This window comes from Sphingosinicella terrae (assembly GCF_003347635.1).
In the GTDB taxonomy this organism is placed as follows: domain Bacteria; phylum Pseudomonadota; class Alphaproteobacteria; order Sphingomonadales; family Sphingomonadaceae; genus Allosphingosinicella; species Allosphingosinicella terrae.
On the sequence record NZ_QDFY01000002.1, the window covers coordinates 530,672 to 555,788 of the forward strand.

22 protein-coding genes and 1 pseudogene are annotated in these 25,117 nt (G+C 68.0%); 16 read left to right on the plus strand and 7 right to left on the minus strand.

Annotated elements, in window-relative coordinates; all coding sequences use genetic code 11:
* Nucleotides 1-83 precede the first annotated feature (83 nt).
* Nucleotides 84-758 carry a M23 family metallopeptidase gene (locus tag DDE10_RS07930; RefSeq protein ID WP_284734507.1) on the minus strand — a complete coding sequence of 225 codons (675 nt, stop codon included), beginning with the start codon at nucleotides 756-758 and terminating at the stop codon, nucleotides 84-86.
* Between the two features lie 157 nt (nucleotides 759-915).
* On the opposite strand from DDE10_RS07930, the gene DDE10_RS07935 reads away from it, so the two are divergent.
* The 10 genes from DDE10_RS07935 to DDE10_RS07980 are packed head-to-tail and all read left to right on the plus strand — an operon-like array spanning nucleotide 916 to nucleotide 11,988.
* Nucleotides 916-1,728 carry an aldolase/citrate lyase family protein gene (locus DDE10_RS07935; protein WP_284734508.1) on the plus strand — a complete coding sequence of 271 codons (813 nt, stop codon included), beginning with the start codon at nucleotides 916-918 and terminating at the stop codon, nucleotides 1,726-1,728.
* 5 nt (nucleotides 1,729-1,733) lie between these two features.
* Nucleotides 1,734-2,564 carry an inositol monophosphatase family protein gene (locus tag DDE10_RS07940; RefSeq protein ID WP_114952317.1) on the plus strand — a complete coding sequence of 277 codons (831 nt, stop codon included), beginning with the start codon at nucleotides 1,734-1,736 and terminating at the stop codon, nucleotides 2,562-2,564.
* A 2-nt stretch (nucleotides 2,565-2,566) separates the two neighbouring features.
* Nucleotides 2,567-4,444 carry an SLBB domain-containing protein gene (locus DDE10_RS07945; RefSeq protein WP_114952184.1) on the plus strand — a complete coding sequence of 626 codons (1,878 nt, stop codon included), beginning with the start codon at nucleotides 2,567-2,569 and terminating at the stop codon, nucleotides 4,442-4,444.
* Entirely contained in the window at nucleotides 4,441-5,553 is a 1,113-nt protein-coding gene (locus DDE10_RS07950) for a capsule biosynthesis protein (RefSeq protein ID WP_114952185.1), read from the plus strand. Before DDE10_RS07945 ends, DDE10_RS07950 begins: the two co-directional genes overlap by 4 nt.
* Nucleotides 5,550-6,488 (plus strand): glycosyltransferase family 2 protein, encoded by a 939-nt coding sequence (locus DDE10_RS07955; RefSeq protein ID WP_114952186.1) that lies wholly within the window; start codon nucleotides 5,550-5,552, stop codon nucleotides 6,486-6,488. The genes DDE10_RS07950 and DDE10_RS07955 overlap by 4 nt, the downstream gene beginning before the upstream one ends.
* Nucleotides 6,485-7,786: a glycosyltransferase family protein gene (locus DDE10_RS07960; protein ID WP_114952187.1), complete on the plus strand. Its 1,302-nt coding sequence runs from the start codon at nucleotides 6,485-6,487 to the stop codon at nucleotides 7,784-7,786. Before DDE10_RS07955 ends, DDE10_RS07960 begins: the two co-directional genes overlap by 4 nt.
* On the plus strand, nucleotides 7,783-8,805 hold the full coding sequence (locus DDE10_RS07965) for an NAD-dependent epimerase/dehydratase family protein (protein ID WP_114952188.1): 1,023 nt from the start codon (nucleotides 7,783-7,785) through the stop codon (nucleotides 8,803-8,805). Before DDE10_RS07960 ends, DDE10_RS07965 begins: the two co-directional genes overlap by 4 nt.
* Entirely contained in the window at nucleotides 8,793-10,616 is a 1,824-nt protein-coding gene (locus tag DDE10_RS07970; RefSeq protein WP_114952189.1) for a thiamine pyrophosphate-binding protein, read from the plus strand. Before DDE10_RS07965 ends, DDE10_RS07970 begins: the two co-directional genes overlap by 13 nt.
* Nucleotides 10,617-10,630: 14 nt before the next feature.
* The gene (locus tag DDE10_RS07975) at nucleotides 10,631-11,023 is read left to right on the plus strand and encodes a GtrA family protein (RefSeq protein ID WP_114952190.1); all 393 of its coding nucleotides are present in this window, start codon (nucleotides 10,631-10,633) and stop codon (nucleotides 11,021-11,023) included.
* Entirely contained in the window at nucleotides 11,020-11,988 is a 969-nt protein-coding gene (locus tag DDE10_RS07980; RefSeq protein WP_114952191.1) for a class I SAM-dependent methyltransferase, read from the plus strand. The genes DDE10_RS07975 and DDE10_RS07980 overlap by 4 nt, the downstream gene beginning before the upstream one ends.
* Here the strand turns inward: DDE10_RS07980 and rfbG are convergent.
* Entirely contained in the window at nucleotides 11,943-13,025 is a 1,083-nt protein-coding gene (gene rfbG / locus DDE10_RS07985; protein WP_284734509.1) for a CDP-glucose 4,6-dehydratase, read from the minus strand. The genes DDE10_RS07980 and rfbG overlap by 46 nt on opposite strands.
* A complete protein-coding gene (rfbF, locus tag DDE10_RS07990) occupies nucleotides 13,022-13,795 on the minus strand; it encodes a glucose-1-phosphate cytidylyltransferase (protein WP_114952193.1) in 774 nt (257 codons plus the stop codon). The genes rfbG and rfbF overlap by 4 nt, the downstream gene beginning before the upstream one ends.
* 29 nt (nucleotides 13,796-13,824) lie before the next feature.
* On the opposite strand from rfbF, the gene DDE10_RS07995 reads away from it, so the two are divergent.
* The 4 genes from DDE10_RS07995 (at nucleotide 13,825) to DDE10_RS08010 (ending at nucleotide 18,810) form a co-directional block, all read left to right on the plus strand.
* A complete protein-coding gene (locus DDE10_RS07995) occupies nucleotides 13,825-15,492 on the plus strand; it encodes an ArnT family glycosyltransferase (RefSeq protein WP_114952194.1) in 1,668 nt (555 codons plus the stop codon).
* A 189-nt stretch (nucleotides 15,493-15,681) separates the two neighbouring features.
* Complete coding sequence (locus tag DDE10_RS08000) at nucleotides 15,682-16,125, plus strand: SRPBCC family protein (protein ID WP_114952318.1); 444 nt, start codon at nucleotides 15,682-15,684, stop codon at nucleotides 16,123-16,125.
* Nucleotides 16,126-16,260: 135 nt separating this feature from the next.
* Entirely contained in the window at nucleotides 16,261-16,467 is a 207-nt protein-coding gene (locus DDE10_RS08005; RefSeq protein WP_114952195.1) for a hypothetical protein, read from the plus strand.
* 57 nt (nucleotides 16,468-16,524) lie between these two features.
* Nucleotides 16,525-18,810, plus strand: coding sequence for a putative bifunctional diguanylate cyclase/phosphodiesterase (locus tag DDE10_RS08010; RefSeq protein WP_114952196.1), 2,286 nt, complete (start codon nucleotides 16,525-16,527; stop codon nucleotides 18,808-18,810).
* A gap of 679 nt (nucleotides 18,811-19,489) precedes the next feature.
* Here the strand turns inward: DDE10_RS08010 and DDE10_RS08015 are convergent.
* From DDE10_RS08015 to DDE10_RS08030, 4 genes are read right to left on the minus strand one after another with little or no spacing between them, the layout of a single operon-like run.
* On the minus strand, nucleotides 19,490-20,755 hold the full coding sequence (locus DDE10_RS08015) for an arginine N-succinyltransferase (RefSeq protein WP_284734510.1): 1,266 nt from the start codon (nucleotides 20,753-20,755) through the stop codon (nucleotides 19,490-19,492).
* The gene (locus tag DDE10_RS08020; protein WP_284734511.1) at nucleotides 20,703-21,698 is read right to left on the minus strand and encodes an aspartate aminotransferase family protein; all 996 of its coding nucleotides are present in this window, start codon (nucleotides 21,696-21,698) and stop codon (nucleotides 20,703-20,705) included. The genes DDE10_RS08015 and DDE10_RS08020 overlap by 53 nt, the downstream gene beginning before the upstream one ends.
* Nucleotides 21,695-23,110: an FAD-binding oxidoreductase gene (locus DDE10_RS08025; protein ID WP_114952198.1), complete on the minus strand. Its 1,416-nt coding sequence runs from the start codon at nucleotides 23,108-23,110 to the stop codon at nucleotides 21,695-21,697. The genes DDE10_RS08020 and DDE10_RS08025 overlap by 4 nt, the downstream gene beginning before the upstream one ends.
* The gene (locus DDE10_RS08030; RefSeq protein WP_114952199.1) at nucleotides 23,107-24,126 is read right to left on the minus strand and encodes a 2-oxoadipate dioxygenase/decarboxylase family protein; all 1,020 of its coding nucleotides are present in this window, start codon (nucleotides 24,124-24,126) and stop codon (nucleotides 23,107-23,109) included. The genes DDE10_RS08025 and DDE10_RS08030 overlap by 4 nt, the downstream gene beginning before the upstream one ends.
* Nucleotides 24,127-24,224: 98 nt before the next feature.
* On the opposite strand from DDE10_RS08030, the pseudogene DDE10_RS23985 reads away from it, so the two are divergent.
* Together DDE10_RS23985 and DDE10_RS23990 are read left to right on the plus strand one after the other, a co-directional pair.
* Nucleotides 24,225-24,365, plus strand: a pseudogene (locus DDE10_RS23985) (LysR family transcriptional regulator); the annotation flags it as partial.
* Between the two features lie 179 nt (nucleotides 24,366-24,544).
* The gene (locus tag DDE10_RS23990; protein WP_349356533.1) at nucleotides 24,545-25,117 is read left to right on the plus strand and encodes a LysR substrate-binding domain-containing protein; all 573 of its coding nucleotides are present in this window, start codon (nucleotides 24,545-24,547) and stop codon (nucleotides 25,115-25,117) included.

A 25,117-nucleotide genomic window follows, 5' to 3' on the forward strand; every position in this document is an offset into this window, starting at 1 on the left:
TGTTCGAATCGGTTCGGCAGCCATTTCCCCCGGGCAACGTCGTGGCCGCCCGTCATGCTACGCCCCATCGCCTCCAGCCGAGCTCAGTATCCGGCGCCTGAACTGGCCCCGGCCGCACCCCGGCCGCGCGCGAAAGCAGAAATATGGGGACGTCCGGCATCGAGCGGCGCTGTCTCGCCATGGAAACGCGCGCGTGATGGCCCGAGGTAATCGAGTGGATCGAGGATCGTCCCGCCCCGGCGAACCTCGAAATGGAGATGACTTCCGGTCGAACGACCGGTCGATCCCATAAGGCCGATCGTCTGGCCCTCGGCCACGCGCTCGCCAGGTCTCACGCCGATGCGGGACAGGTGCGCGTATCGGGTGCGGAAGCCGTTGCCATGATCGATCTCGATCATCCGGCCATAGTCCCCTGCATTGCCGGCACGGCGGACTTCGCCCGCTTGTGCCGCCCGCACCGGCGTGCCGAGCGGGCCGGGTATATCGATCCCCGCATGAAGCCTCGTCCTGCCGCCCAGCGGATCGCGGCGCAGTCCGAAGCGCGAGCTCAGCCGCGGCAGCGCTTCGGTGCGCACAATGTCCTGGCTCTGCGTCGTTGCGCGCTCGGCCGAAACGTCCCTCTGGGCCGACCATTCGAGCATTCGCGACCCGAACTCGAGCGCGGTCGGAAGCTCCGCCGGACCTTGTGCCCAAACCCCGTTCGCCTGCGAGCACAGGAGAATGGCGGACAGGTGCGGCAGGCCGAACCGAACAGGCATTACGCTTCAGACGAAGCCGGGCGGCCAATCCCGCAGCCCGAATGGCCGGAATTCCGCACGGCGCATGAGATTTTTCTCGCGCCCACATTTTTGCTGCGGGCCTGCGGCGGCTGCGCCGTCTCCCTTGGCGATACACCACCGGACCGGGAGGCCGACGATGAATGCAACCGAACGCAACATGCTCGACATGCTCAGGAAGGGCCGGGACGAATATGGTGTGGTGGCGGTCAAGGCCGAGTTCGAGGCCGAGGGCACGCGGCCCGACGAATTGCTCCGTCTGCTCGAACTGGCGCATCGTGCCGATCTGGGCGTCGCGCTCAAGATCGGCGGCTGCGAGGCGATCAGCGATCTGCTGTCCGCGAAGCTTTATGGCGCGGACTATCTGATCGCGCCGATGATCGAGACCACCTACGCGCTCACCAAATATGTCGAAGCGCGAAGCAAGGCGTGGGGCGAAGAGGCCGCGGACGCGAAGTTCCTCTACAACCTGGAGACGGTGACCGGGCTGGCCAACCTGCCCGAGATGCTGCCCATCGCAGCGGAGCATCTGGACGGCATCGTCTTCGGCCGCGTGGACTTCACGCTTTCGAGCGGTCTGTCGCGGGCCGAGATCGATTCGCGCCAGGTCTGCGACGCGGTGCTGCGCGTGGCCGAGGCTTGCGCCGATCAGGATCTCGAACTGGTGGTCGGCGGCGGCGTCTCCCCCGAAGCCGGCTTTGCCTTGCGCGAATTCCGCGCGATCCGACTGGACCGGTTCGAGACGCGCAAGGTCGTCTTCGACGGCTCTGCGGCGGAGAGCCGGGATTTCGAGCAGGGCATCGCGGTTGCCGTGGCGTTCGAGCTCGCCTGGCTGGAAAACAAGCGCGACTATTACGGCGCCATCGCCGGGGAAGACGCGAAGCGGATCGCCATGATCCGCGATCGCAGCGCATCGGCCGCTGCCAGGCGCGTCGCAAGCATGGCCGCGTGATCGCCATGGCGCTCTACGACGGCGTTTCGGCCCTGATGTACGACGTCGCGGCCAACGTCCTGATGCCGCGCTACCGCCGCCTCGCGCAAGGCGACATCGCCGAGAAGAGCCCGGGCGAGATCGTCACCAGCGTCGACCTGGCCGCGGAGCGCAGGCTCGCCTCCGGCCTTGCGGCGCTGCTGCCCCAGGCCCGCATCGTCGGCGAGGAGGCCACGGCGGCGAATCCCGAATTGCTCGACGCGGCGGGGCACGGCCTCGTCTGGCTGGTCGACCCGCTCGATGGAACCGCCAATTACGCCAGCGGGCGCGGACCCTTCGGAATCATGGTCGCCCTGGTCGAAGATGGCGTGCCGCACATGGGCTGGATCCTCGACGGGCTCGAAGGCCGGATGTGCTTCGCGGAGCGTGGAAAGGGCGCGTGGCGGGGCCATGAGCGGGTCAGGTGCAGCCCGACATCACTCCGCCGGCCGATCGCGGCGCTCGGCACGCACTTCCTCTCGCCCGCCCGCCGCGAACGCGTGCACGCCGCCGCGGCTCGCCATCTGGATCGCGTGCCCGTGCCGATGTGCGCCGCAGCGAGCTATGCGCGCCTGCTGCTGGGGCAGGACGACATGGCCCTGTTTCAACGGTCGCTGCCTTGGGATCATGCCGCCGGAGCGCTGATCGTGGAAGAGGCGGGGGGCCGCGTCACGCACTGGGATCGCTCGGACTACCGGGTCGGCGGACATGGGAGCGGCATACTCGCCGCGGCCAGCCCCGCACTTTGGGAGCGGGCGGCCGGCATCCTGCTCGGTCCCGCGGCGGGGCTTGCCCCCGCTCTGGTCCAGGCGGCCTGACGATGCGCCTTCGGGTCCTCACGGCCAGCCTTGCCGCTGGCACCGCCCTGACATTCGCTGCGCCCGGTTCGGCGCAGCTTTCCTTTCCCGTCTCTCCCGCCCAGCAGCAGGCGGGGGAAGCCGGCAGGAACATCGACACGGCCACCACCGCCCAGGTCCCGGCGCCGGCCCCGGTCTCGCCGTTCGAGCCCGTGAGCATCGATGCCCCGACCCAGGGCTCGGCGGACGGTGCAGCGAACCGAATGGGCGCGGGGGAAACGAGGCTCACGCAAGCCGCGCCTCCCGGCGAGTTCGAGAGCTTCGTCTCCACCATCGCGGGCAAGCCCTTGCGGCGCTTCGGCAGCGAATTGCTGGTGCCGGGCGGACGCGACTTCTCCGCCCCGCCGACAGCGGCGATTCCGCCCGACTATCGGCTCAATCCCGGCGACCGGATCAGGCTGGCCCTGACGGGAGCGGTCCAGGCGACCGACCTCGAGCGCACGATCGATTCCGAAGGGCGAATATTCATCCCGCGCATCGGCCCGGTCATGGTCGGCGGCGTGCGCTATGCCGATCTGCGGGAAGTGATCGGCCGGGAAGTCTCGCGACAATATAGCAGCTTCGAGCTGCAGGTGACGGTGGCCCGGCTTGGCGGCGTCACCGTCTATGTCACGGGTTTCGTCGCTTCGCCCGGCTCGTTCACGGTGGGCAGCCTGTCGACGCTGGTGAACGCCGTTCTGGCGGCGGGCGGGCCGGCGCCCGGAGGCAGCTTCCGTTCGATCCAGCTGCGGCGGGGCGGGGAGCTCGTCTCCGATTTCGACCTCTACGACCTGTTGCTCAGAGGCGACCGCAGCGGGGACGCCGTGCTGCAGAACGGCGACGTGATCTTCGTCGCGCCCGCCGGCGAGCAGGTGGCGGTGACGGGAAGCGTCAATCGGGAGGCGATCTACGAGCTCGCGCCCGGCGAGACGCTGGCCGACGCGCTGCTCTACGCCGGCGGCGTGAGCACGCTCGCCGACCGCGGCCGGCTGATGGTGCTCGACTCGCTCGGCGAAGACGGTGCCGGCTGGGCGGAGATCTCCGCCGCCGAGGCGCGCACGCGGCCGGTACGCCGGGGCGACATCATCCGCGTGCTGAGCAACGCCGGCATCGCTCGGCCGCTGCAGCAGCAATCCCTGCTCGTCACGATCAGCGGCGAAGTGGCGCGGCCGGGGCGATATTTCTTCGAGCCCGGCACGCGCCTCGCCGACGTGCTGGCGCGGGCAGGGGGGCTCACCGACCAGGCCTTTCCCTATGCGAGCGTCATCACGCGCGAGAGCGTGCGCGAACAGCAGCAGGCCAGCTTCGAGCGCGCGATAGAGGATGCGGAGTTGCTGCTCACCGCGCAGCCCCTCATCTCGGCGGAGCGATCGCAAATGGTCCAGCCCGCCAATATCGAGCTGATCCGATCGGTGGTCGCGCAGATGGGGCAGCGCGAGCCGACGGGGCGGCTGGTCTTCGATCTGCCCGTCGACGCGGTCGACCTGCCGAGCGAACTCGTGCTCGAGAATAACGACATGATCCACGTTCCCCCTCGCCCGGTGACGGTGGGGGTGTTCGGCGCGGTCCCCACGCCCGCCTCTTTCGCCTATCAGGAGGGGCGGCGCATCCGCGACTTCGTCGAGCTCGCCGGCGGTGTTCAGGACATGGGCGACGACGGCGAGATCTTCGTCGTGCGCGCGAACGGCACGGTGCTGGCTGACGGCGCGCGGACCCTGCGCGCTCCGGCGCTGCCCGGCGACCTCGTCTTCATCCCCATCGACGCCAATCGCGGCGAGTTCTGGGCACGACTGCGCGACATCATGGGCACCTTGTTCGGCGGCGTGGTGGGCGCCGCGTCGATCAAGTCGCTCGCCGAATGAGCCTGCGCAGGCGCATCGAGGCCACGCTGGGCCACCCGGGCAGGCGGCGCATTCTGTATGGGGTGCTCGCGACGCTTCTGGCGGTGCTGTGCCTGTTCCCGCAACCCTTCGTGGCGCGGTCCAAGGTTCTCCCGCAGGACCCCGGCAGCCTGGGACTCTCGACGATGGGAGGGATGGGCGGCGGTCTTCAGGGCTTTGCCGCCCTGCTGGGCGGGGCCAGGCAGCCGATCGACATGTACTTGGCGATCGCGCGGAGCGCCGAGGTGAGCGATGCGGTGATCGAGCGGCTCGAACTCGCCCGTCCCGAAGCCTATGGCAGCCCGCGCAATGCTCGCCTCGCTTTGTCGCGCCGGGTGGACGTCCATTCGCTTACCGGCGGGCTGATCGAGGTCGAGGTGCGCAGCCACGATCCCGAGGAGGCGGAGGCCCTCACCCGGGCCTATGGCCAAGCGATCAGCGACCGCATCGTGCTGCTTGGACAGCAAAGGACGGCGCGCAAGCGCGGCATCGTCGAGCAACGGTTGGCCGAGGCCGCAAGGCGCGTCGCGCGAACGGAAGCGGCACTGGACACCTTCCGGCGACAGAACAATCTTGCCGCGCCCGAGGCGCAGCTCGGCACCGAGATATCGCTCCGCGCAGGGCTGCAGGCGCAATTGCAGGCCAAGCGCGTCGAGCTTCGCACGCTGAGCGGCTTCCTCGGGCCGGAGAATCCGCGCCTCCTCGCCGTCCAGTCCGAGATCGTCTCGCTCCAGTCTCAAATCGCGCGGGCTTCCATCCCCGGTCGCGAGGCGTCCGGGCCGAACGTCGCCGGCCTGTCCGGCATTTCGAGCGACTATCTCAATCTCTATCGCGACTACCGCTTCGCCCAGGCGCTCTACGAGGTCTATGCCCGCGCGAACGAGGAGGTCGCCGTCGAGGCGCTCGCGGGAGAGACGGCCTCGGACGTGCAGGTGATCGAGGCCGCGCGGCTCGATACCGACCGCAAGGTCAACATCCCCGCCGTCGGCGCGCTCGCCTTCCTCCTGCTCCTCGCCGCCTTCACCGAAATCTACGCGCCTGCGACGGGCGTCCGCCTGCGGCTCCTGTCCCGGGGAGAGGGACCGGCATGACGCGTCCCGAACTTTCCATCGTCATCCCCTGCTACAACGAAGCGGAGAATGTCCGCCGCATCTGCGCGGCGGTGACCGCGGAGGCCGCGAAAGCGGCATCCTCTCACGAGATCGTCCTGATCGACAATTGCTCCACCGACGGAACACGCGAGCTCATCCGCGAACTGTGCCGCGAGGATCCTCGCATTCGGGCGATCTTCAACAATCGCAATTACGGCCAGATGCGCTCGCCCACCCACGGCGTCTACCAGTCGGGCGGCGCGGCGGTGATCGGGATGGGCGCCGACTTCCAGGACCCGCCGGAGATGATCGCCACGTTCGTGGAGCAATGGCGTTCCGGCGCGCAGGTCGTGCTCGGCCAGCGCCGCCGCGAGCGGGCGCCGCTGCTGCTGCGTGCGGTACGCAGGCTCGGCTATGCCGTTCTTTCGCGGGTGGCGGACTATCCGATCATCCCGGGCGCCACCGGCTTCGGCCTGTTCGACCGGAAGGTGGTGGAGGCGCTGGCACGCTGGAACGAGCCCGAGCCCTTCTTTCGCGGCATGCTGGTGGAATCCGGTTTCCGCATCGCGGTGGTGCCGTTCGACCGCCCCCAGCGCAGCGCCGGCGAGAGCAAGAATGGCGTGCGCAGCCTTTTCGCCTTTGCCATGTCCGCGCTGTCGGGATCCGCGCGTTCGCTGCTGCGGCTGCCGCTGCTCGTCGCGGCGCTGGTCGGGAGCGTCGCCGGAGGACTATCTCTGGCGGCGGTCATCGCCGTCTTTCTCGATGGCCCCGCCGCCGTCCTGGCCTGGCTCGCCCTTGCCGCCGCTTCGCTGGCCTTGATCCTGCTTTCCATCGGGCTGGTGGCCGAGCAGGTCCGCCTGCTGGTCGAGCGCAGCCGCAACGTGCCGCTGGTGATCGAGGAAGAGCGGATCAATTTCCCGTTGAGCCTCCGATGACGCGCGCTTCGCGCCGTATGGCGCTTTGTCTCGAGCTGGTCCTGGCGCTCGGCGTGATCGTGAGCCTCGCCGCGACCATCTTGTTCTTCCGCGCGCGCGGCTACCTGCCGCAGCCCTTCGTGTTCGACACGAACGACACCTTCATGGATTGGTTCAACACAGCCTATTGGGCGAACAATCGCGGCATCTACGACGTCTGGCGCAGCATCTATCCGCCGCTTTCCTTCCTGTTCCTCGACCTGTTCAGCCTGCCCGGCTGCTACCTCCAATCCTCCTTCCACGCGCGCGAATGCGACTGGCTGGGGCGGGCGGCGATGACCGGCTTTTACCTGGTGGACGTGGCCTTGCTGTGGCTGAGCTTCCGCCGTGCCGATCCGGCGACCGCCCCCATGCGGACGATCGCCATGGCGCTCGGCCTGCCGCTGTTGTTCACGCTCGAGCGCGGCAATCTGATCCTCGTCTGCCTGGCCGCCTTCATCCTGGCCCATGGCCCGCTGCTGCAATCGCGTCTTTGGCGGGGGATCGCGACCGCGATCACGATCAATTTCAAGCCCTATCTGGTGCTGCCGGTGCTTCACCTCGCGATCCGCCGCGAGTGGCGGATGCTGGAATTGGCCGGGATCGCGACGCTCGCGCTCTATTGCCTCACCTTGATCCTGGTGGGTTCGGGCACGCCGGCGGAGATCCTCTCCAACATGGCCAATTGGGTGGAATTCCAGAGCGGCCAGGTCTGGAACGAGATCAATTATTCGACCAGCTATGCGCCTTTCCTCAACATGCGCGAAGCCCAGGTGCCGCTGCTCGAATTCGTGTCCTCGCGCACGATCGAGAATGTCGAATTCGCCGTCCCCCTGGCGATCGGAACGACGCAGGCGCTGGCGCTGGCAGCCTTGCTCGCCGCCTGGTTGCAGCCGCACGCGCTCTCCGCGCCGCGCATCGCCGCGATCCTGCTGGGGACCTATCTCGTCACGCAATCGCCCGGCGGATATACCCAGACCTTCCTGCTGTTCCTCGTCTTCCTCGAGCCGCTCCGCAGGCTCGGTCCGGCCGTGGCGGTCATCTGCGCCTATTCGCTCTGCCTGGTCGGCGACGTTCCGCTGGCGACGGTGCTGGAGATCACGAGCGCGAGCTGGCTGGGCGAACGGACGGTGAGCCCGGCATTCGGGCTGACCTGGGGCCATTTCGTTCGGCCGGGCCTCATCATCCTCATGGTCTGGGCCTTGTCGCTCGACGCCATCGCCGAATCCGCCCGGGCGCATATGCGGCACCGGCCGAGGCTGGGGCTCGCGACGGCATGATCGTCGAGCGGGATATCGAGGCGGCCGTGGCCGCCCTCGCACCGGTCTGGCCGAGGCTCGATGGTGCGCGGATCTTCATGACCGGCGGCACCGGCTTCATCGGTCGATGGATGCTGGAAGTGGTCGCTCGCGCGCCTGCCGATGTGGAGATGGTGCTGCTGAGTCGCGATCCGCGCGCCTTCGAACGGCGCGCGCCGCACCTGGCGCGGCGCTTCACGCTCGTCGCAGGCGACATCGCCGATCTCGCCTCCTCCGGTGAGCGCTTCACCGGCGTGATCCACGGTGCCACCGACGCGAGCGCCGCTTTGACCGCAAGCGACCCGCGGCTCATGTTCGACACGATCACCACCGGAACCCGCCGGGCGCTCGATTTCGCGCTCGGCTGCGGCGCCCGGCGCTTCCTCTTCATGAGTTCGGGCGCGGTCTACGGCGTGCAGCCCGAAAGCCTTTCGCACGTCGACGAGGATTGGATGGGCGGCCCCGATCTGCGCGATCCCAAATCCGCTTATGCGGAAGGGAAGCGCGCCGCCGAGACGCTTTGCGCGATCTATGGGCACCAGTTCGGCCTCGACGTCGTGACCGCGCGCATTTTCGCGCTGCTCGGCCCCATGCTGCCGCTCGACACGCACTTTGCGGCAGGGAACTTCATCCGCGATGCGATGGCGGGCCGCCGCATCCGTATCGAGAGCAGCGGCCGCGCGGTGCGCTCCTACCTCTATGCCGCCGACCTCGCCGTCTGGCTGTGGACCATGCTCGCCGCCGCAGCCCCGGGCGCGGTGTACAATTGCGGCTCGGAGGAGGCCGTGTCGCTGGTCGCCTTGGCCGAGCGCATCTCGGCGCTTCTCGGCGGGCCCGGTGTCGACGTGATGGGCGGCGTCGATCCCGGTTGGAATCCCGGCCGGTTCGTCCCGTCGACCGAAGCGATCCGCCGAGAGCTCGGCGTCGTCCTCACCGTGCCGCTGGACGAGGCGATCCGGCGCACCGCTTTTGCCAGTGGAGAAAACAGATGCCCCGCGTGAAGCTTTCCGACTGGGTCGCCGATCAGCTCGTGGCGCACGGCATCCGCGACGTCTTCATGCTGACGGGCGGCGGGGCGATGCACCTCAACCACTCGCTCGGCACGCATGCGGCGCTCAAGACCACTTTCACGCACCATGAGCAGGCGCTCGCCATCGCGGCGGAGGCCTATTACCGGCTGACCAATCGCCTTGCCGTGGTCAATGTCACGTCGGGACCGGGCGGCACCAATGCGATCACCGGCGTCTATGGCGCGTTCGTCGATTCGATCGGCATGCTGGTCATCTCGGGCCAGGTGAAGCGCGAGACCACCGTGCGCAGCACCGGCCTTCCGCTGCGCCAATATGGCGACCAGGAGCTCGACATAGAGCCCATCGTGCGGCCGATCACTAAATATGCGGCCATGGTGAACGACCCGCTTTCGATCGGCTACCACCTCGGCAAGGCCCTCTATCTGGCGAAGAGCGGGCGCCCCGGGCCGGTCTGGCTCGACATCCCGCTCGACGTGCAGGCGGCGATGATCGACCCCGAGGACCTCCTGCCCGGATTCGATCCCGCCGAGCTCGCCGAGCCCTGGCGCCAGACCGATCTTGCGGGCACAGCACGCGCGATCGTGGCCAGGATCGCCGCCGCCCGGCGACCCGTCATCTTCGCCGGCAGCGGTGTCCGCCTCAGCGGGGCTCATGATGCCTTCCTCCGCCTCATTGCCAGGCTGGGCGTGCCCGTGGTCACCGGCTGGAACGCGCATGACGCACTGTGGACCGACCATCCGCTCAATTGCGGCAAGCCCGGCACCGTCGGCGATCGCGGCGGAAACATGGTGACCCAGAGCGCGGACCTGCTGCTCGTGCTCGGCAGCCGTCTCAACATCCGGCAGGTCAGCTACAATTGGAGCAGCTTCGCGCGAGCCGCCTACAAGATCTGGGTCGATATCGATCCGATGGAGCTGTCGAAGCCGAATGTCCGGCCGGAAATGCCCGTCCTTGCCGATCTTGCCGGGCTGATCCCCGCGCTGCTCGAGGCGCCCTATGATGGGCCCACGCCGCAGCACGGGGAATGGCTCGCATGGTCGCGCGAGCGTTCGCGGCACTTCCCGACGGTCTTGCCGGAATATGGCGACCACGGCCCGTTGGTTCATCCTTATGTCGCCATGGACGCGCTGTTCCGCAGCCTCGTGCCGGACGACGTCGTGGTGACGGGCAATGGCAGCGCCTGCGTGGTCGGCTTCCAGGCCGCACGCATCCGGCGGGGGCAGCGTCTCTGGACCAATTCGGGCTGCGCGACGATGGGCTACGACCTGCCGGCCGCAATCGGCGTCTGTGCGGCCCTGGGACCCGGCAAGCGCGTCATCTGCATCACGGGCGACGGCAGCATCATGATGAACCTGCAGGAATTGCAGACCATCGCCGGCAATCGCTTGCCGGTGAAGATCTTCCTCATCAACAATTCCGGCTATGCCTCGATCTTCCAGACGCACCGGAACTTCTTCGGCGGTGTGGAGGTCGGCGGAGGGCCGAAGAGCAACGTCACCTTCCCTGAATTTCGTCGCGTCGCCGCCGCCTTCGGCCTGGCCTATTCGGCGGCCCGTTCGCATGCCGAGCTGCCCGACGCGATAGCCGCGGCGATCGATGCCGACGGTCCGGCGATCTGCGAGATCTTCGTCGACGAGAATGTGTCGTTCGCCCCCAAGCTGGGGGCCAAGGCGCATCCCGACGGGCGGATCACCTCCCCCGCACTCGAAGATCTCTCGCCCTTCCTTCCGCGCGAGGTGCTGCAGGCGAATATGCGCATCCCGCTGATGGACGAGCCGTGACGGGCGGAAGGGTCATGGTCCGCCCGATCCGCTTCCTCGCCGCCGGTATGGTGAACACGGCCTTCGGTCTCGCCTTCTACCCGCTGCTGGTCTGGAACGTTCCCTTCCTGCACCGTCACTATCTGATGGCGCTGGCGATCGCCCAGGCCGTGTGCCTGGTCTTTGCCTATCTCACCCACAAGCTGGGCGTGTTCCGCACGCGCGGTCGCGTTGCGCAGGAATTCGGCGCCTTTTCGGCCTTCTACATCGTCAATTACGCCGCCAACTGGCTGACGTTGCCCGTGCTGGTCGAAGTCGCGGGCATCCAGCCGGTCGTCGCGCAGACGGCGTTCACCTGCGTGCTGATTGTCGGAAGCTGGTTCTGGCACAGCCGCGTGACCTTCCGCGTGGCGGGGGAGCGGCCATGACCGGCGCAGCCATCGACCATCGCAGTTGCCCCGCTTGCGGCGACGAGCGCGGGCGCACCGCGATAGCCAGCGATCCTGCGGCGGAGACCCTCGCGGCGGGTCAGCTCCACCCGTTCTGGTCGGGCCTCAAAAGGAACAAGGTCTTCTTTTCCTATCGCCGCTGCGATGGCTGCGGACTGCTTTACAATCCGCTCTATTTCTCCACTGCCATGCTTGCCGGGCTCTACGCCGATCTCGAGCCGAACATGGACATGGTGCCGCGCGCCATGGTGCAAGCGACGCAGCGCGGCTATTTCGAGGCCGCCGCCGCGGCGGGAGAGCTTTCGGGCGGCTATCTCGAGATCGGACCGGATGTCGGCCATGTGGTCGCAGAGGCTGCCGCGCGCGGCGACTTCGAGCATTTCTGGCTCTATGAGCCCAACCGAGGCGTGCACCACCTGCTGGCCGAGGCCGTAGGGGGCAGGCCCGCGACGATCACCTGCGAGATGCAGGATCTGTCCGGCGTCCCCGACGGATCGGTCGGGCTGGCGATGATGATCCATGTGCTGGATCACATGATCGATCCGCTCGCCACGGCCCGGCAGATCGTCCGCAAGCTTCGTCCCGGCGGGATGCTGGTGATCGTGACCCACAACGAGGCATCGTTCCTGCGCCGGTTGCTGGGGAAACGATGGCCGCCTTTCTGCCTGCAGCACCCTCAGCTCTTCAATCCTCGGACCATGCGCAGCCTGCTCGGCTGGGCGGGCTATGAGAGGATCGAGGTCGCCGCGTGCCGGAATGTCTTTCCGAGCGACTTCCTGATTCGCCAGGCGGCCCAGGCGGCGGGGCTGAGGCTCGACGCCCTGCCGCTTCCTTCGATCCCGCTGCGTCTGCGCCTCGGCAACATGCTGACGCTGGCCCGCTCGCCCCTCGTCTCGAGCTACGCTGCGATCGAAGCGCGGGAGCGCGCGCTGGAGCGCGCCTGATATTCGCCGATCTGCCCAAGCGTCACCGCCCGCGCATCCTGTCCGGCGGCGACCGCCTTGTGCCAGGCGACGATCCAGTCGAGCGCTTCAGCGAGCGGCACGACCGGGCGCCAGCGAAGCGCCGTCCGGGCCTTGGAGCAATCGAGCCGCAGCAGCCCTGCCTCGTGCGGTTGTGGTGCGTTGTCGCCGACCGCCTCGGGCGCGCCGCCCCAGGCCGCGCGCATGCGCTCCAGGATCCACGAAACCGGGCGGGCGTCTTCGTCCGAGGGACCGAAATTCCAGCCGTCGGCAAAGCCGCGCTCCCCCGCCAGCAGCCGCTCGGCGAGCAACACATAGCCGCCCAGTGCCTCGAGCACGTGCTGCCAGGGGCGCACCGAAGCGGGCGAGCGGATGAGCGGCGACTCGCCCTGTTCGAAGGCCCGGACGAGATCGGGCACGAGACGGTCCGTCGCCCAGTCGCCGCCGCCGATCACATTGCCGGCACGCACCGACGCGAGCAGCGGTCCGGCCTCGGCGAAATAGGACCGGCGCCAGGCCGCAATGACGAGCTCGGCGCAGCCCTTGCTGCTCGAATAGGGATCGTGCCCGCCCATCGGATCGATCTCGCGATAGGGCCAGTCCCATTCGCGATTTTCGTAGCATTTGTCGCTGGTGACCGCGACGATCGCCTTGATGCCGGGCACGCGGCGCGCGGCTTCCAGCACATGCACCGTCCCCAGCACGTTCGTGGCGTAGGTCTCCACCGGCTCGCTGTAGGAGTGGCGCACCAGCGGTTGCGCGGCCAGATGGAAGACGATGTCCGGGCGGGCCTGTTCGAAGGCCGCAACAACCGCGTCGAGATCGCGCACATCGCCTTCGATATGATGGAGTCCTTGTTCGACGCGCGCCGCCTCGAACAGGCTCGGCTGCGTCGGCGGGGGGAGCGCGAAGCCGGTCACCCTTGCGCCCCTCGAGGCCAGCCACAGGGACAGCCAGCTACCCTTGAAGCCGGTATGGCCGGTGATGAGGACGCGGCGGTCCGCCCAGGACGCGATCACCAGCACTTCCACGGCGCATTGCCGGAGTTCCACAGATCCTCGAGATGCTGCTTGTCGCGCAGCGTATCCATGGGCTGCCAGAAGCCGTCATGCCGATAGGCCCTGAGGTCGCCGCTGCTGGCGAGGTGTTCGAGCGGCTGCGCTTCCCACGGCGTCTCGGGGCCATCGACCAGGTCGAGCACCGAAGGATCGGCGACGAAGAAGCCGCCATTGATCCGGCCGCCGTCCTGATCGGGCTTTTCGCGAAACCCCGTCACCCGGTCGTTCTGCGTGGTGAGCGCGCCGAACCGCCCCGGCGGCGAAACGGAAGTGATCGTGGCGCGCGCGCCATGGGTCCTGTGGAAGGCGACCAGATCGGCGACGTCGATGTCGGCGACGCCGTCGCCATAGGTGAAGCAGAAGGGCTCGTCCGGATCCAGATAGGGCCTTACCGCGGCCAGCCTTCCGCCGGTCATGGTAAGCGCCCCGGTTTCCACCAGCGTAATCCGCCATGGCTCGCTGCGCGCCCGATGAATTTCCATGCCGTTGCCATTGCGAAGGTCGATCGTGACGTCGGAGGTCTGAAGATAGTAGTTCGCGAAGAACTCCTTGATGACATAGCCCTTGTAACCGAGGCAGATGACGAAGTCATTGTATCCGCTGGCGGAATAGATCTTCATGATGTGCCAGAGGATCGGCATCCCGCCGATCTCCACCATCGGCTTCGGGCGCAGGGCGGTTTCCTCGCCGATTCGCGTGCCGAGCCCGCCCGCCAGGATTACGGTTTTCATGGATCCTCCACGTCTAGGCATTCAAGCCCATGACGAAACCGTCCGACCGATCCCGTAAGCCGATTTCGTCATTTTTCGGCGAGCATGGCCCGATCCTGGGCCTGCTGTGCCTCGCCGCTTTGCTGCGGCTCGACGGAATCGCGTTCGGCCTGCCCGCGCTCAACGACCCGGACGAGCCGCTCTTCATGATGCTGGCTTATGGGATGCTCGAAAGAGGGTCGCCGGACCCGCAATGGTTCGGTCATCCCGGGACGGTCACGCTCTATTGCCTGGCGCTGATCATGGGCGCCGTGGCCGTCCTTGGGATCGCCAGCGGACGCTTCAGCGGAATCGAGGATTTCGCGCAGGCCGTCTATCTGGATCCAGCTATCGTCATCCTGCCGGCGCGGCTGTTCGTCGCCGCCAACGGCGTCGCCTGCGTCTTCCTGACCTATCTCGTCGCCAGGCGATTATGGGGCAGAGGGGCAGGCCTGGTTGCCGCTTCGGTGCTGGCCGTGAATGCGGTTCATATCGGCTGGTCGCAGGTGATCCGCACCGATGTCCAGGCGAGCCTGTTCATGCAATTGTGCGTGCTCGCGGCGATCCGGATTCATGGCAGTGGGGGCGTGCGCAGCCATGTCCTGGCGGGAATCTTCGCCGGGCTCGCCTGCGCGACCAAGTGGCCGGCGGCGATCATCTTTCTGAACCCGCTTGCCGCCTCTCTCGACCGCCTGAGACAGGGCCGCGGCGAACGGAAGGGCCTGGTGCTCCTGCTGCTCATGCCGGGAGTGTCGCTGCTTGCCGCATCTCCCTTCCTGCTGATCAGCTACGATGTCGTGCTCGGCGATCTCGCGGGGGAAGCGCGGCCCGTTCACCCCGGCTCGACCGGGTTCGGTCTCGTCGGCAATCTCGGCTGGTATCTGGCTGGCCCCCTGTTGCTGTCCTTCGGTTGGCTCGGACTGCCCCTGGCCCTTGCGGGCGCTCTGGGCGCGGCGGTCAGGTCGAGGCCGTTCCTAGTTGCCGTCTGCCCCGCCTTCCTCGCCTTCCTGCTGTCGATTTCGATGCAGAGCCTGGTCTGGGAGCGGTGGCTCGTGCCCTTGCTTCCCTTCCTGGCGCTTGGCTTCGCGTGGGCGGCGGTCACGATCGTGGGGCTCACGGTCGCGCGATGGCGATTGATCGTCTCGCTCGGCCTTGCCGCGGCGCTGGCACTTCCCATGCTCCAGGCCACCCACGCGCGAAGCATCGAGCGCCGCAACGACACTCGTCAGATCGCCAGCGCGTGGATCCGCGCGAACGTGCCTCCCGGATCGACGATCCTCGTCGAGCATGCCGCCCTCGATCTGCTGCAGGGGCCGTGGAAGATCATCTTCCCCCTCGGCTCGGCCGGTTGCGTCGACGCACGGGAAATGCTCGGCAGCCAGATCTCCGCGGGCGATGTCCAGGAACGTCGACGGGGGACACCGATCGTCGATCTCGCCCATGTCGATTCCGAGAAGCTCGCGACCTGCCGCGCCGACTTCGCCGTCCTGACGCGCTTCGATCGCTATCAGGCCGAACGACGGCGCTTCCCGACGGAACATGCCCGCTACGTGTCGTTGACGCAGGCGGGGCGGTTGCTGTGGATGGCCGCAGCGCGAGAAGGCGTCGCCGGCGGGCCCGAGGTGAGGATCCTGGCGCTTGGCCCGAGGGCGACCGGCCCGTCTCGCTCCAGCCGCTAGCACCGGCAACGGTGCGCGAGCGCGATCGCGACGGCGCACGACGTCGTCGCGCGATGCCGCTCGGCAACGGCTGCACAACGCTTGGCGACAACGGACGCGACGCATGCGGGAAAGCCGTCTCTGGCTCGTCCTTCCAGTGAGGAATGCGCCGCGCCGCCGCGGCGACATTCCCGAAAGGAGGAGATGATCATGCCAGGCATCGTCAAGCTGCACCGCGTTATCGCCGCCGCCCCGGAGAAGGTCTTCCGGGCCTTCGTCGAAGCGGACGCCGTTGCGAGCTGGCTCCCGCCCAACGGGTTCACCTGCACCGTCCACGAGCTCGACGCCAAGGCAGGTGGCATGCACCGCATGTCGTTCCGCAACTTCACGACCGGCGGCAGCCACGGTTTCGGCGGCACCTACACGGAATTCGTTCCGGGCGAGCGGCTGGTTTACACCGACCGGTTCGACGGCGACGGATTGCCCGGCGAGATGACGACGGCGGTGAGCCTCAAGGCGGTGTCGGTCGGCACGGAAATGACGATCGAGCAGCAGGGGATACCGGACGCGATCCCTCCGGAAGCCTGCTATCTCGGCTGGCAGGATTCCCTTCGCAAGCTCGCCAAGCTCGTGGAGCCGGACATCGATCAATAAGGTCTCGCGTCGGCAATAGGCAGGAGGCGCCGGATCGATCGCAGGGGCGTGGCCGCTCGTCGTGCGTGGGTCCGTCGCCGACTGCGCGCGCACATCCGCGGCCCGCCGGGAGTCGGCGAGGCTGCCTCTGCGCCGATGTGCGGGCGAAGCCGGGCTGCCGGTCTGCGCCGGGAGCGGATCACCCTGTGGCTGCTGCTCGCCGATCGTGCCCGTCTCACGCACGTGGCGCCGGTGGGGACCGAGCAGGCGCCGGAGTCGCCGGACGTCGGGACGCACGTGCTCCGCGAGAAGGTAGTGCGGCTCGATCCGGGCAGCCGGACTTGTCCGGAGGCGCTCCGGTGAATTCCTGAGGCGGCGGGTGACCTCTCATTAGGCAATCCCCGCCTAGGGGCTTCGAAGATGGGCGTGGAGCATGTCAGAAGGGGCGGGCGCGAGGCGGCCGCAGCCGGCGGGCGGTTTTCGGGCGCGGTCGCGCGCACCGTCGCCGCGATCGTGCTCGGCGCGCTCGTGATTGCCGGCCTCGCGCTTCACTGGGCGACGCGCGAGAGCGACCGGGTCTCGGTCGAGCGCCAGGCCCAGGGCGCCCTCCACGCCATCCACACCAGCATCGACGAGCTCGCCCTGCAGCAGGAGACGGTCGCGGTGTGGGACGACGCGGCCAGCTATCTCCTCGCCGAGCGGCGGGACATGCAGTGGATCCATGACAATATGGGCAGCTGGCTGCACCGCATCTTCAGGCACGACGCCGCCTATATCCTCGATGGGGAGGATCGCCTGATCTACGCGACCGCCGGCGGCGAGCGCGTGCCCCTGGCGCGGCTCGAAACGGCCGCTCGCTCGCTCGCCCCCCTGGTCCGCCTCGTCCGCGACCCGAGGGGTGTCGCGGCCGGCCGTCATGACCGGCTCGCTGGCCCGCTGAGGCCGGGCAGCACGGTGCGGACCACCGGGCGCACGGTCCACGCCTCCCGGATTGCCCTCCTTGGCGGCAGGCCTGCCGCGGTGAGCGTGATCCAGGTCAAGGAATCCACCGAGGGCTATGTTTCTCGGCGGGGGCGTTGGCCGGTGCTGGTCAGCATCCGCTATCTCGACCGTGACTTCCTCGCCGATCTCAGCGAGCGCCAGCTCATCGCCTCCCCGCGATTCTCGCGGGTCGAGGATGTCCGTGGCGGCGAGGCCGCGACTCCGCTGGACGACGAGCGGGGACAGCGTCTCGGCTTCCTGATCTGGCGGCCCGAGCTCCCGGGCACGCGCATCCTGTGGAAGCTGCTTCCGGCGATCCTGCTGGTGGTGTCGATTCTCGCGGCGCTGGCGACCCTGCTGGGTCGCCGCCTCAGCCACAGCGTCGCGCAGGTCGAAAGCGCCGAGGCGGAGGCCAAGCGCCTGGCTTATCACGATCCCCTCACCGGATTGCCCAACCGCACGCTGTTCCAGCAGTGGCTCGTCGCGCTCGCCGCCGAGCGGCAGCGCTCGCCCGGCGGCTTCGCTGTGCTCCTGCTCGACCTCGACGAGTTCAAGCTGGTGAACGACACGCTCGGCCACGCCGCCGGCGATGCCTTGCTCGTCGAGGTCGCCCGGCGGCTCGAGGCGGCGATGGACGGCGCCGGCCGGGTCGCTCGCCTGGGCGGAGACGAGTTCGCCCTGCTCCTGGAGGACGCTTGCTCTGCCGTCGAGGTTGACCGCCATGCCGGTCGCCTGATCCGGCTGCTCGACGCGCCGTTCGCGTATGACGGCAAATGGCTTGAATGCCGCGCCAGCCTGGGCGCCTGCCTCGATCTCGGCGACACGTCCGCGCCCGACATCCTCAAGTGCGCCGACATGGCCATGTATGCCGCCAAGGCGGAGGGGCGTGGCACCTACCGGCTTTATGCGCCGGAAATGAGCGCCAGCCTCGAGGAGCGCAGCGCGATGCTGGCCGTGGCCAAGCGCGCGCTGGCGGATGAGCTGGTCACGCCCTTCTATCAGCCGAAGGTCGACCTCAGGACCGGCAACATCGTCGGATTCGAGGCGCTGCTTCGATGCTGTCCGCCGGGGGAGGCGCCGTTCGGGCCGGACCGGCTGGCGGCGGCATTCGACCATTCCGCGCTCGCGGCCGAGCTGAGCGACAGGATGATCGCGGCGGTGGTCGACGATGTTGCCGGCTGGCGCGCGCTCGGTCTTGCCTTCGGCCATGTCGCGATCAACGCTTCGGCCGCCGAGCTGCGCGACCCCGCATTTGCGGGCCGGCTGATCGCCAGGCTCGCCGCGGCAGGGCTGCCGGCCTCTTGCGTCCAGCTTGAGGTCACCGAAAGCGTGCTGCTCGGCCGGAGCTCGGAAAGCGCTGAACGCTGCTTCGCGGCCCTGGCTGCTGCGGGAGTGAAGCTGGCGCTCGACGACTTCGGCACCGGCTTTGCGTCGCTGTCGCACCTCAAGGCCTATCCCGTCGACGTGATCAAGATCGATCGCAGCTTCATCCAGGACCTCGACGCCTGCCCCGAGGACGGAGCGATCGTGCGCGCCTTGATCGGCCTCGCCGAGGCGCTCGGGCTCGAGGTGGTGGCCGAAGGCATAGAGACGCGGCGCCAGCGGGATCTCCTCGCCGGGCTTGGATGCGGTTTCGGGCAAGGCTATCTTTTCGGGCGCGCCATGACGGCAGCCGATGCCGCGGCGCTGCTCGCCGCCCCGGGGCCTGCGCGCGCCGCGGCCTAGCCGACGCGAGAGGAGCGGCCGGGCGGACCACTCGGGTCGGGCTGGAGACTGCGGCGCCGGGCCGGGAGGCGCGACCGGTCTTTGCCCCTCCGACGCCGCCGTCGACGCGGCGCACCGTCGGACTGGTAGGATCGGAGTGGGAATTCAGGGACAGATGCGCTTCCTAAACGGCAGGAAAGCCGGGTTCTCCGCACAAAATCCGAAGCGTCTGGAACAACGAACCCTGCAAACCCTCGACAACCCGTTCGGGCCGAGCTTGTCACCTATGTCTTAGGTACGTTGTGTCACCCATGTGTCCAGACTGGACAAAATGGCCGATGGTGCCGGGTGTCGGACTCGAATTGCTCTCCTAAGCTACTCCAAGTTCGGCAGTTTTCCCCTCTGCCTGGACGCCGTGGCCCCGTCGTGGCCCCGCGAGAATTTTCGTGATTCTGGCATCGAACCGGCGCCCTTGACCGCCCATCGCAAGCGCTTGATCTAAAGTGATTCGGCTGAGACGTGCTATCGAAAGCTTGTAAGGCCCTAGCATGTGCGATTTGCGTTGCTAGGAGGCGCGGGGGCTTCTCCGGCATCCGGGTGGACGTGGGCGCATCGTTCCCGGCTGTGGCTCCTGAAAAGGGAATATGAGCTCGCTGCCATAGACCGAACGCGGTGACCCGGTCGACGGAGCCGTGCGATCTCACGCTGAGCCACGAACCAGGAGGACGTCGCCGTTACGGATCTTCAGCAATTCGGCGGCTTCACCTTTGATGAGCAGATGGTCACCCTCTGAGGCGACGTCGGCCCGGAGCGCTCGGAATTCCCGGATGGCGGCACTGGAAAGGCAATGGGCGATGCCGGTGCGTGCATCGGGATCGATACAGGCTCGCATCCGCCGGGCTCCGACGACCGTGGCAATGCGATCGCGCGGACAGAGGAGGGTAGGGCCGCCGTCGAAGACGTCGACCAGCCCTGACCGCGCGAAGCCTTCCTTTTCCAGCATCGCGAGTGCCGCCTCACCGTCGCGGTGGCAGCGGCCGATGACCGCAGCCGTGTCCGCTGCGAGCAGCTCGACGTAGATGGGGTGACGAGGGGCAAGGTCGGCGATGAACTGGCCGTCGGTGCTCATCACCATCCGGTCGGCCTGGGTGAATGGAAGGCGGAAGAACTTGCTCGAGACGCCGTCCCAGAATGGCGAGCTCCCGTCGGTCCCGATCCAGCCGCGTAGCTCCGCCATTACCATTGGCGAAAAGCGCCCCGGGTCGGCAGCAATCAGCAAGTAGCGCGCCCGTGCCAGCAGCGCGCCGGCTCCTCCCGACCGCGCCTCCGGCCTCAGGAACAACGAGCCAACTTCCGTGCAGCCTCCGCATTCGTTGACGAGCACCAGGATGCGATGGTCGAAGCGCGTCTGCGTCGCGGGAGAATGTTGGGCGACCGTCATGACGCGAAACGAGAAATGCGGCCGCTCGACGCCTATCGCCGCGCGAACGCTCGCGACCCCGTCGACACGACCGCTGTCCGCATCCTCGAGCATGAGCGTGTACCAGGCTTTGCCCGGAGGACAGTGCCCGGCGAAGCTGTCGGCGGAGAGCTTCAGCCGAGCGCTCAGCGCCGCTTCGTTCAGCGGCAGGCTGGTGAAACCCGGTCCCGACAGTGTGGCTAGTTCGACCAGCGCTTCAAGGTCGCCCGGCTGGGCCGGCCGGATGAAGCGCATCAGGCGGCTTTCGCGGACGTCCGGCGGACGGCCAGGCAGGCTGCTTCGAACCGCGAAAGCGCCTCGATCGCTTCGGCTGCGCTCAGGTTCAGCGGCGGCAGCAAGCGCACGCAATTCTCGCCGCCGCCCGCAACGAGCAGTCGCTGATCGCGAGCGACGGCCATGAATGCGCGATTGTTCGGCACCAGCTTGACGCCGATCAGCAGGCTTTGCCCCGTATGTCGATGATGACGTCCGAGAAGCGCTCAGCAATGTCGTCCAACCCGTTGCGGAGTGTGCCGGCGATCCTGCGCACGTGCCGCATCAGGCCTTCGTCGGCAATGAGGTCGAAGGCCGCTTTCGCCACAGCCATGGCGAGCGGATTGCCGCCGAAGGTCGAGCCGTGGGTCGCGAACGTCATCGCTGCAGCCGCCTCGCGCGTCGCGACGCAGGCACCCACCGGAAATCCGCCGCCCAGCGCCTTGGCGATGGTCATGATGTCGGGCTCGCACCCGTCGAACCATTGGTGCGCGAAGAGCTTGCCTGTGCGCCCCATGCCACTCTGGATTTCGTCATAGATGAGCAGGGTGCCGGCCTCTGTGCACCAATCCCGCACTTGCCGCAGCCATTCGCCGGGAAGCGGACGGGCGCCGCCTTCGCCTTGAACCGGCTCCACGATCAACGCCGCGGTGGTCGGCGCATGGATAGCCTCGCGGATAAGATCGAGCTCCTCGGTCCGCAGCTGCAGATATCCCGGCAAGCGTGGGCCGAACCCTTCCAGATAGGCCGGATTGCCTGAAGCGTTTACGGCCGCATAGCTCCGGCCGTGGAAGGAGCCGGCGAAGCCGACGATGTCGACGCGCTCCGCCGCGCCGCGGACGGCATGATGGCGGCGCGCCGTCTTGATCGCGCATTCGACGGCCTCCGTCCCCGAATTGGCGAAGAAGACCACGTCGGCAAAGGTGGACTGGACGAGACGCGCCGCAAGTATCTCCTGGTCCGGGATCCGAAAGAGGTTGGAGACGTGCCAGAGCTTGGCGGCCTGCGCGGCGAGCGCTTCGACGAGCGCCGGATGGGCATGGCCCAGCGCGTTGGTCGCGATCCCGGAAACGCAGTCAAGGTAGGCATTTCCGTCTGCATCGAACAACCAGGCACCCTCGCCGCGGTGGACGGCGACAGGGGCACGATTGTATACGCTCATGAGATGCTCGGTCATCGAGGGTTCCCCAAAAAATCGACCCGTCCGATCGGAATGGGTGCGAACTGGCGTTGGATGTGGCCGGAGAGCCGGCGGACGGGCTCTGCCACATAGCGTCGATAGAAGGCTTCGTTGCTGGGGCCGATGCCGTGCTCGGCGCTGAAGCTGCCGCCATAATCCTCGACCGCGGCCGCAAAGACGATCTCGCGGGCACGATCGGCGATGGCTGGGTCGAACGGGCCCGCCGTCCGAGGCCAGACCAGGTTGAAGTGCAGGCCGCCGTCGCCGATGTGGCCGAAGTCGTGCAGCCGGAGCGACGGCACAACCGCTTTCAGCCGCCCCGCCACGTCCGCGCGAAAGTGCATCAGCTCTCCGCGCCGGAGCGCGACGTCGCAGGCAATGACGGTGCCTTCCGCCCGCAGCGCTTCCGGGATGGCGTGGCGCACCGCCCACAGGGACCTGCCCCGGTCGAGCACGGCGTCCCGCACCACGCCGCGCTCGATCCAGGGAATCAGGGATCGGGAAAACATGTCCTCCAGAGCAGCCTCGTCGACCGCGGCTCCGGCGGAGAGCTCGACGAGCACCGCATAATCCACGGCCGCTCCGCGAAACGGATCCCTCAGCCTTGGAAAATGGCCGAGGGCGGCGGAGAGCGCCGCGCCCGATATCCCTTCAAAGGCGCTGAGCAGGCCCCCGAAGGCGTGTTCCAGCGCGACGAGCAGTTCCGGGGCTTGGCCGGCGTCGGCGAGCGACAGCATGGCGCACAACTGGCTGGCCGGCTTGGGGCTGAGCGCGAGGAACGCTCGCGTGACGATGCCGAAGCCGCCAGAGCTTCCGGCGACGAGTTGCTTGAGATCGATCTCGCTATTGTTCTTCCAGAGCGGACCGCCGAGCCGGACGATGGTCCCCTGGCCGTCGGACAGCACTAGTTCCAGCCCGAGCAGGTTGCGGCGAACGTCGCCATGACGAAGGAAGCGGGCGCCGCCGGCATTGGCCGCAATCAGCCCGCCTACGGAGGGGTCCGCCCCGAGATCGATCGGAAAGTAGAGGCCGTGCTCGGCCGCGGCTTCGTTGAGGGCCGAGAGACGCAGGCCCGCACCGGCCTCGGCGGTGCGATTGAGCGGATCGATGACGGGAGATTCGCTGAGGCGTTCAACGCTGAGGATGACGCTGGTTCTGCTCGAATCCGCCAATCCTGCGCCGACCAGCCCGGTCCCGCCGCCCTGAGCGATCACGTGAACTTGGTGGGCGGCGGCGCTTCGCAGCGTGTCGGCGACTTCGGCTGCGCAGCGCGGGCGGATGACGGCCGCGGCGCGGCCGGACGTCCGACGCCCATCCGTTTGGTACCGTTCCAGGTCGGCGCGCTCGGTGAGAACCGCGCCGTCTCCCAGGCGGGATCCGAGCTCGTGAACCAGGCCGACCAGGCTCATGCGGCGCGGGTCATGCCGAAGATGCCGGTGGCGTTCCCGCTGTCGAAGGAGAGGTCCGGTGCCCCGGTCGCGCCAGCCGGCGCGCGGGAGATGAACTCGCAGAACGAGCCCGGCACCGTCCGCCGCACGACCTTGCCGGCGCGGATGAAGCAGCGCTCTGCCGGGTCCGCCCTCAGGGCGGTCTGACGGACGCGGCCGCTGGCGGACACTTCGATGTCGGGCTTTGTCGACCAGCCTTCGGACCGCAGCTCCGCGGCAAGCGTCTCGACGTCGTCGACGAGATCCGCCGCATGATTGAAGGCATTGCCTTCGGTCGCGATCCACGCCGCCTCGGCCGAGCTGGCGAGGAGGCATTCATAGTCGCGCTCGAGCGGCATGTCGTGATGACAGCCGAACGCGGCGGCGAGTTCGGGCAATGCGGCTGCGGCGGCGCCGAACTCTTCCACGCCGATCAGCCTCACGCTCTCCAGGAACCGCTTCGTTGCCGGCGTGAGCGGGTCGCGGCTCGTGCCGAACACGCGGCGCGCGCTGTCCTGAAACTCCTTGTCGAAGCGCTCGACATGCAATTCGCTGACGAAGAATTGGGGAATGGTGTGCGGCAGGTCGCGGTGCCGAAAGGCGCGGCCGGTCATGTTGAGCCGCGGCAGCGCATAGGTGCCGGCAAGGACGTAGCCGAGCGGCTCCAGAATGCGCGCGAAGGCTTCGTGCCCGCCGGGAAGGGCACCCGTCGGTCCCTCCGCGAACCGGACGGTTCGCAGCGCGCCATGGTCGAACCGCAGTTTTTGACCGGCTGCCTGCTTCCGAGCCACATAGCGCGCGGCGCTGGGGGCGCGACGGGTCAGGTCGGCGAAGAGGACCACGTTCAGCGCCATCGCGACGACTTCGCGCGGGACGTCGTCATCTTCTTCCTCGAGCGCCGGATCGATCCAGAGCGGCTCGAGCGCACGCTGGGCGTCCTCGTCTCCCAGCACGCAGCCGAGCAATCGGCGCAGTGGGCTGTCATTCGGATCGCGCATGACGGATCTCCTGCCTCGCGGACGGATACTGCGCTTGACCGGTGGCAGGAGACAAACGACAATGAATCATCTCCTGATGAGGGAATGGAATAAGCGACATGAGGCGTCAGCTGCCGCCGATCGGGGCGCTCAACAGCTTCGTCGCGGCGGCCAGGCATGGGAACCTGTCACGAGCCGGCGATGAGGTAGGGCTGACCCAGAGCGCCGTCAGCCGCCAGGTGGCACTGCTCGAGGACTGGCTCCAGGCGCCGCTGTTCGATCGCAAGGGTCGGCGGGTCGTGCTCAATGCCGATGGCCGGGCCTATGCCGAGGCGGTGGGACCGGCGCTCGACCGTATCCGAGCGGCGACGGCCCGGCTCCTCGCCCGCCGCCCGGACCACGAACTTTCCATCGCCACGCTGCCCAGCTTCGGGATGCGATGGCTGGCGCCGCGCTTGCCTCACTTGGCCGCCGAGCACCCGTCCCTGGTGGTGAACTTTGCCGCCAGGACGGGCAGCTTCGTTTCGCGTCCGAGGACTTCGACGCGGCCATCCATTTCGGCCGGGCAGACTGGCCGCAGGCGAGGCATGATTTCCTGTTTCGCGAGGAGGCCGTGCCGGTCTGTGCGCCCGGCTGGCTCGCGGAGAACCCCATCGCGCAGGCAGTCGACCTGCGCGACAAGCCGCTGCTCGTCCTGACCTCCCGGCGGGATGCCTGGGCGCGCTGGTTTCAGGATGCAGGAGTGGCGCCGCCGGTGCGCGAGAGCGGCCCGACCTTCGAGCACTTCCTGATGCTGGCGCAGGCGGCGGCGGCCGGCGCCGGCGTGGCGCTGGTGCCTAAGTTCCTTGTCGAGCCGGAGCTCGAAGCCGGAATTCTCGTCGTGCCGATCGACCGCTCCATGGCGACCGACGAAGCCTATTACCTGGTCTATCCCGAGGCGAGGCTGGCGCGCCCGATGTTCCCCGCCTTCCGGGACTGGATCTTGCGCGAGGCGCGGGGCGGGACGCGCTGA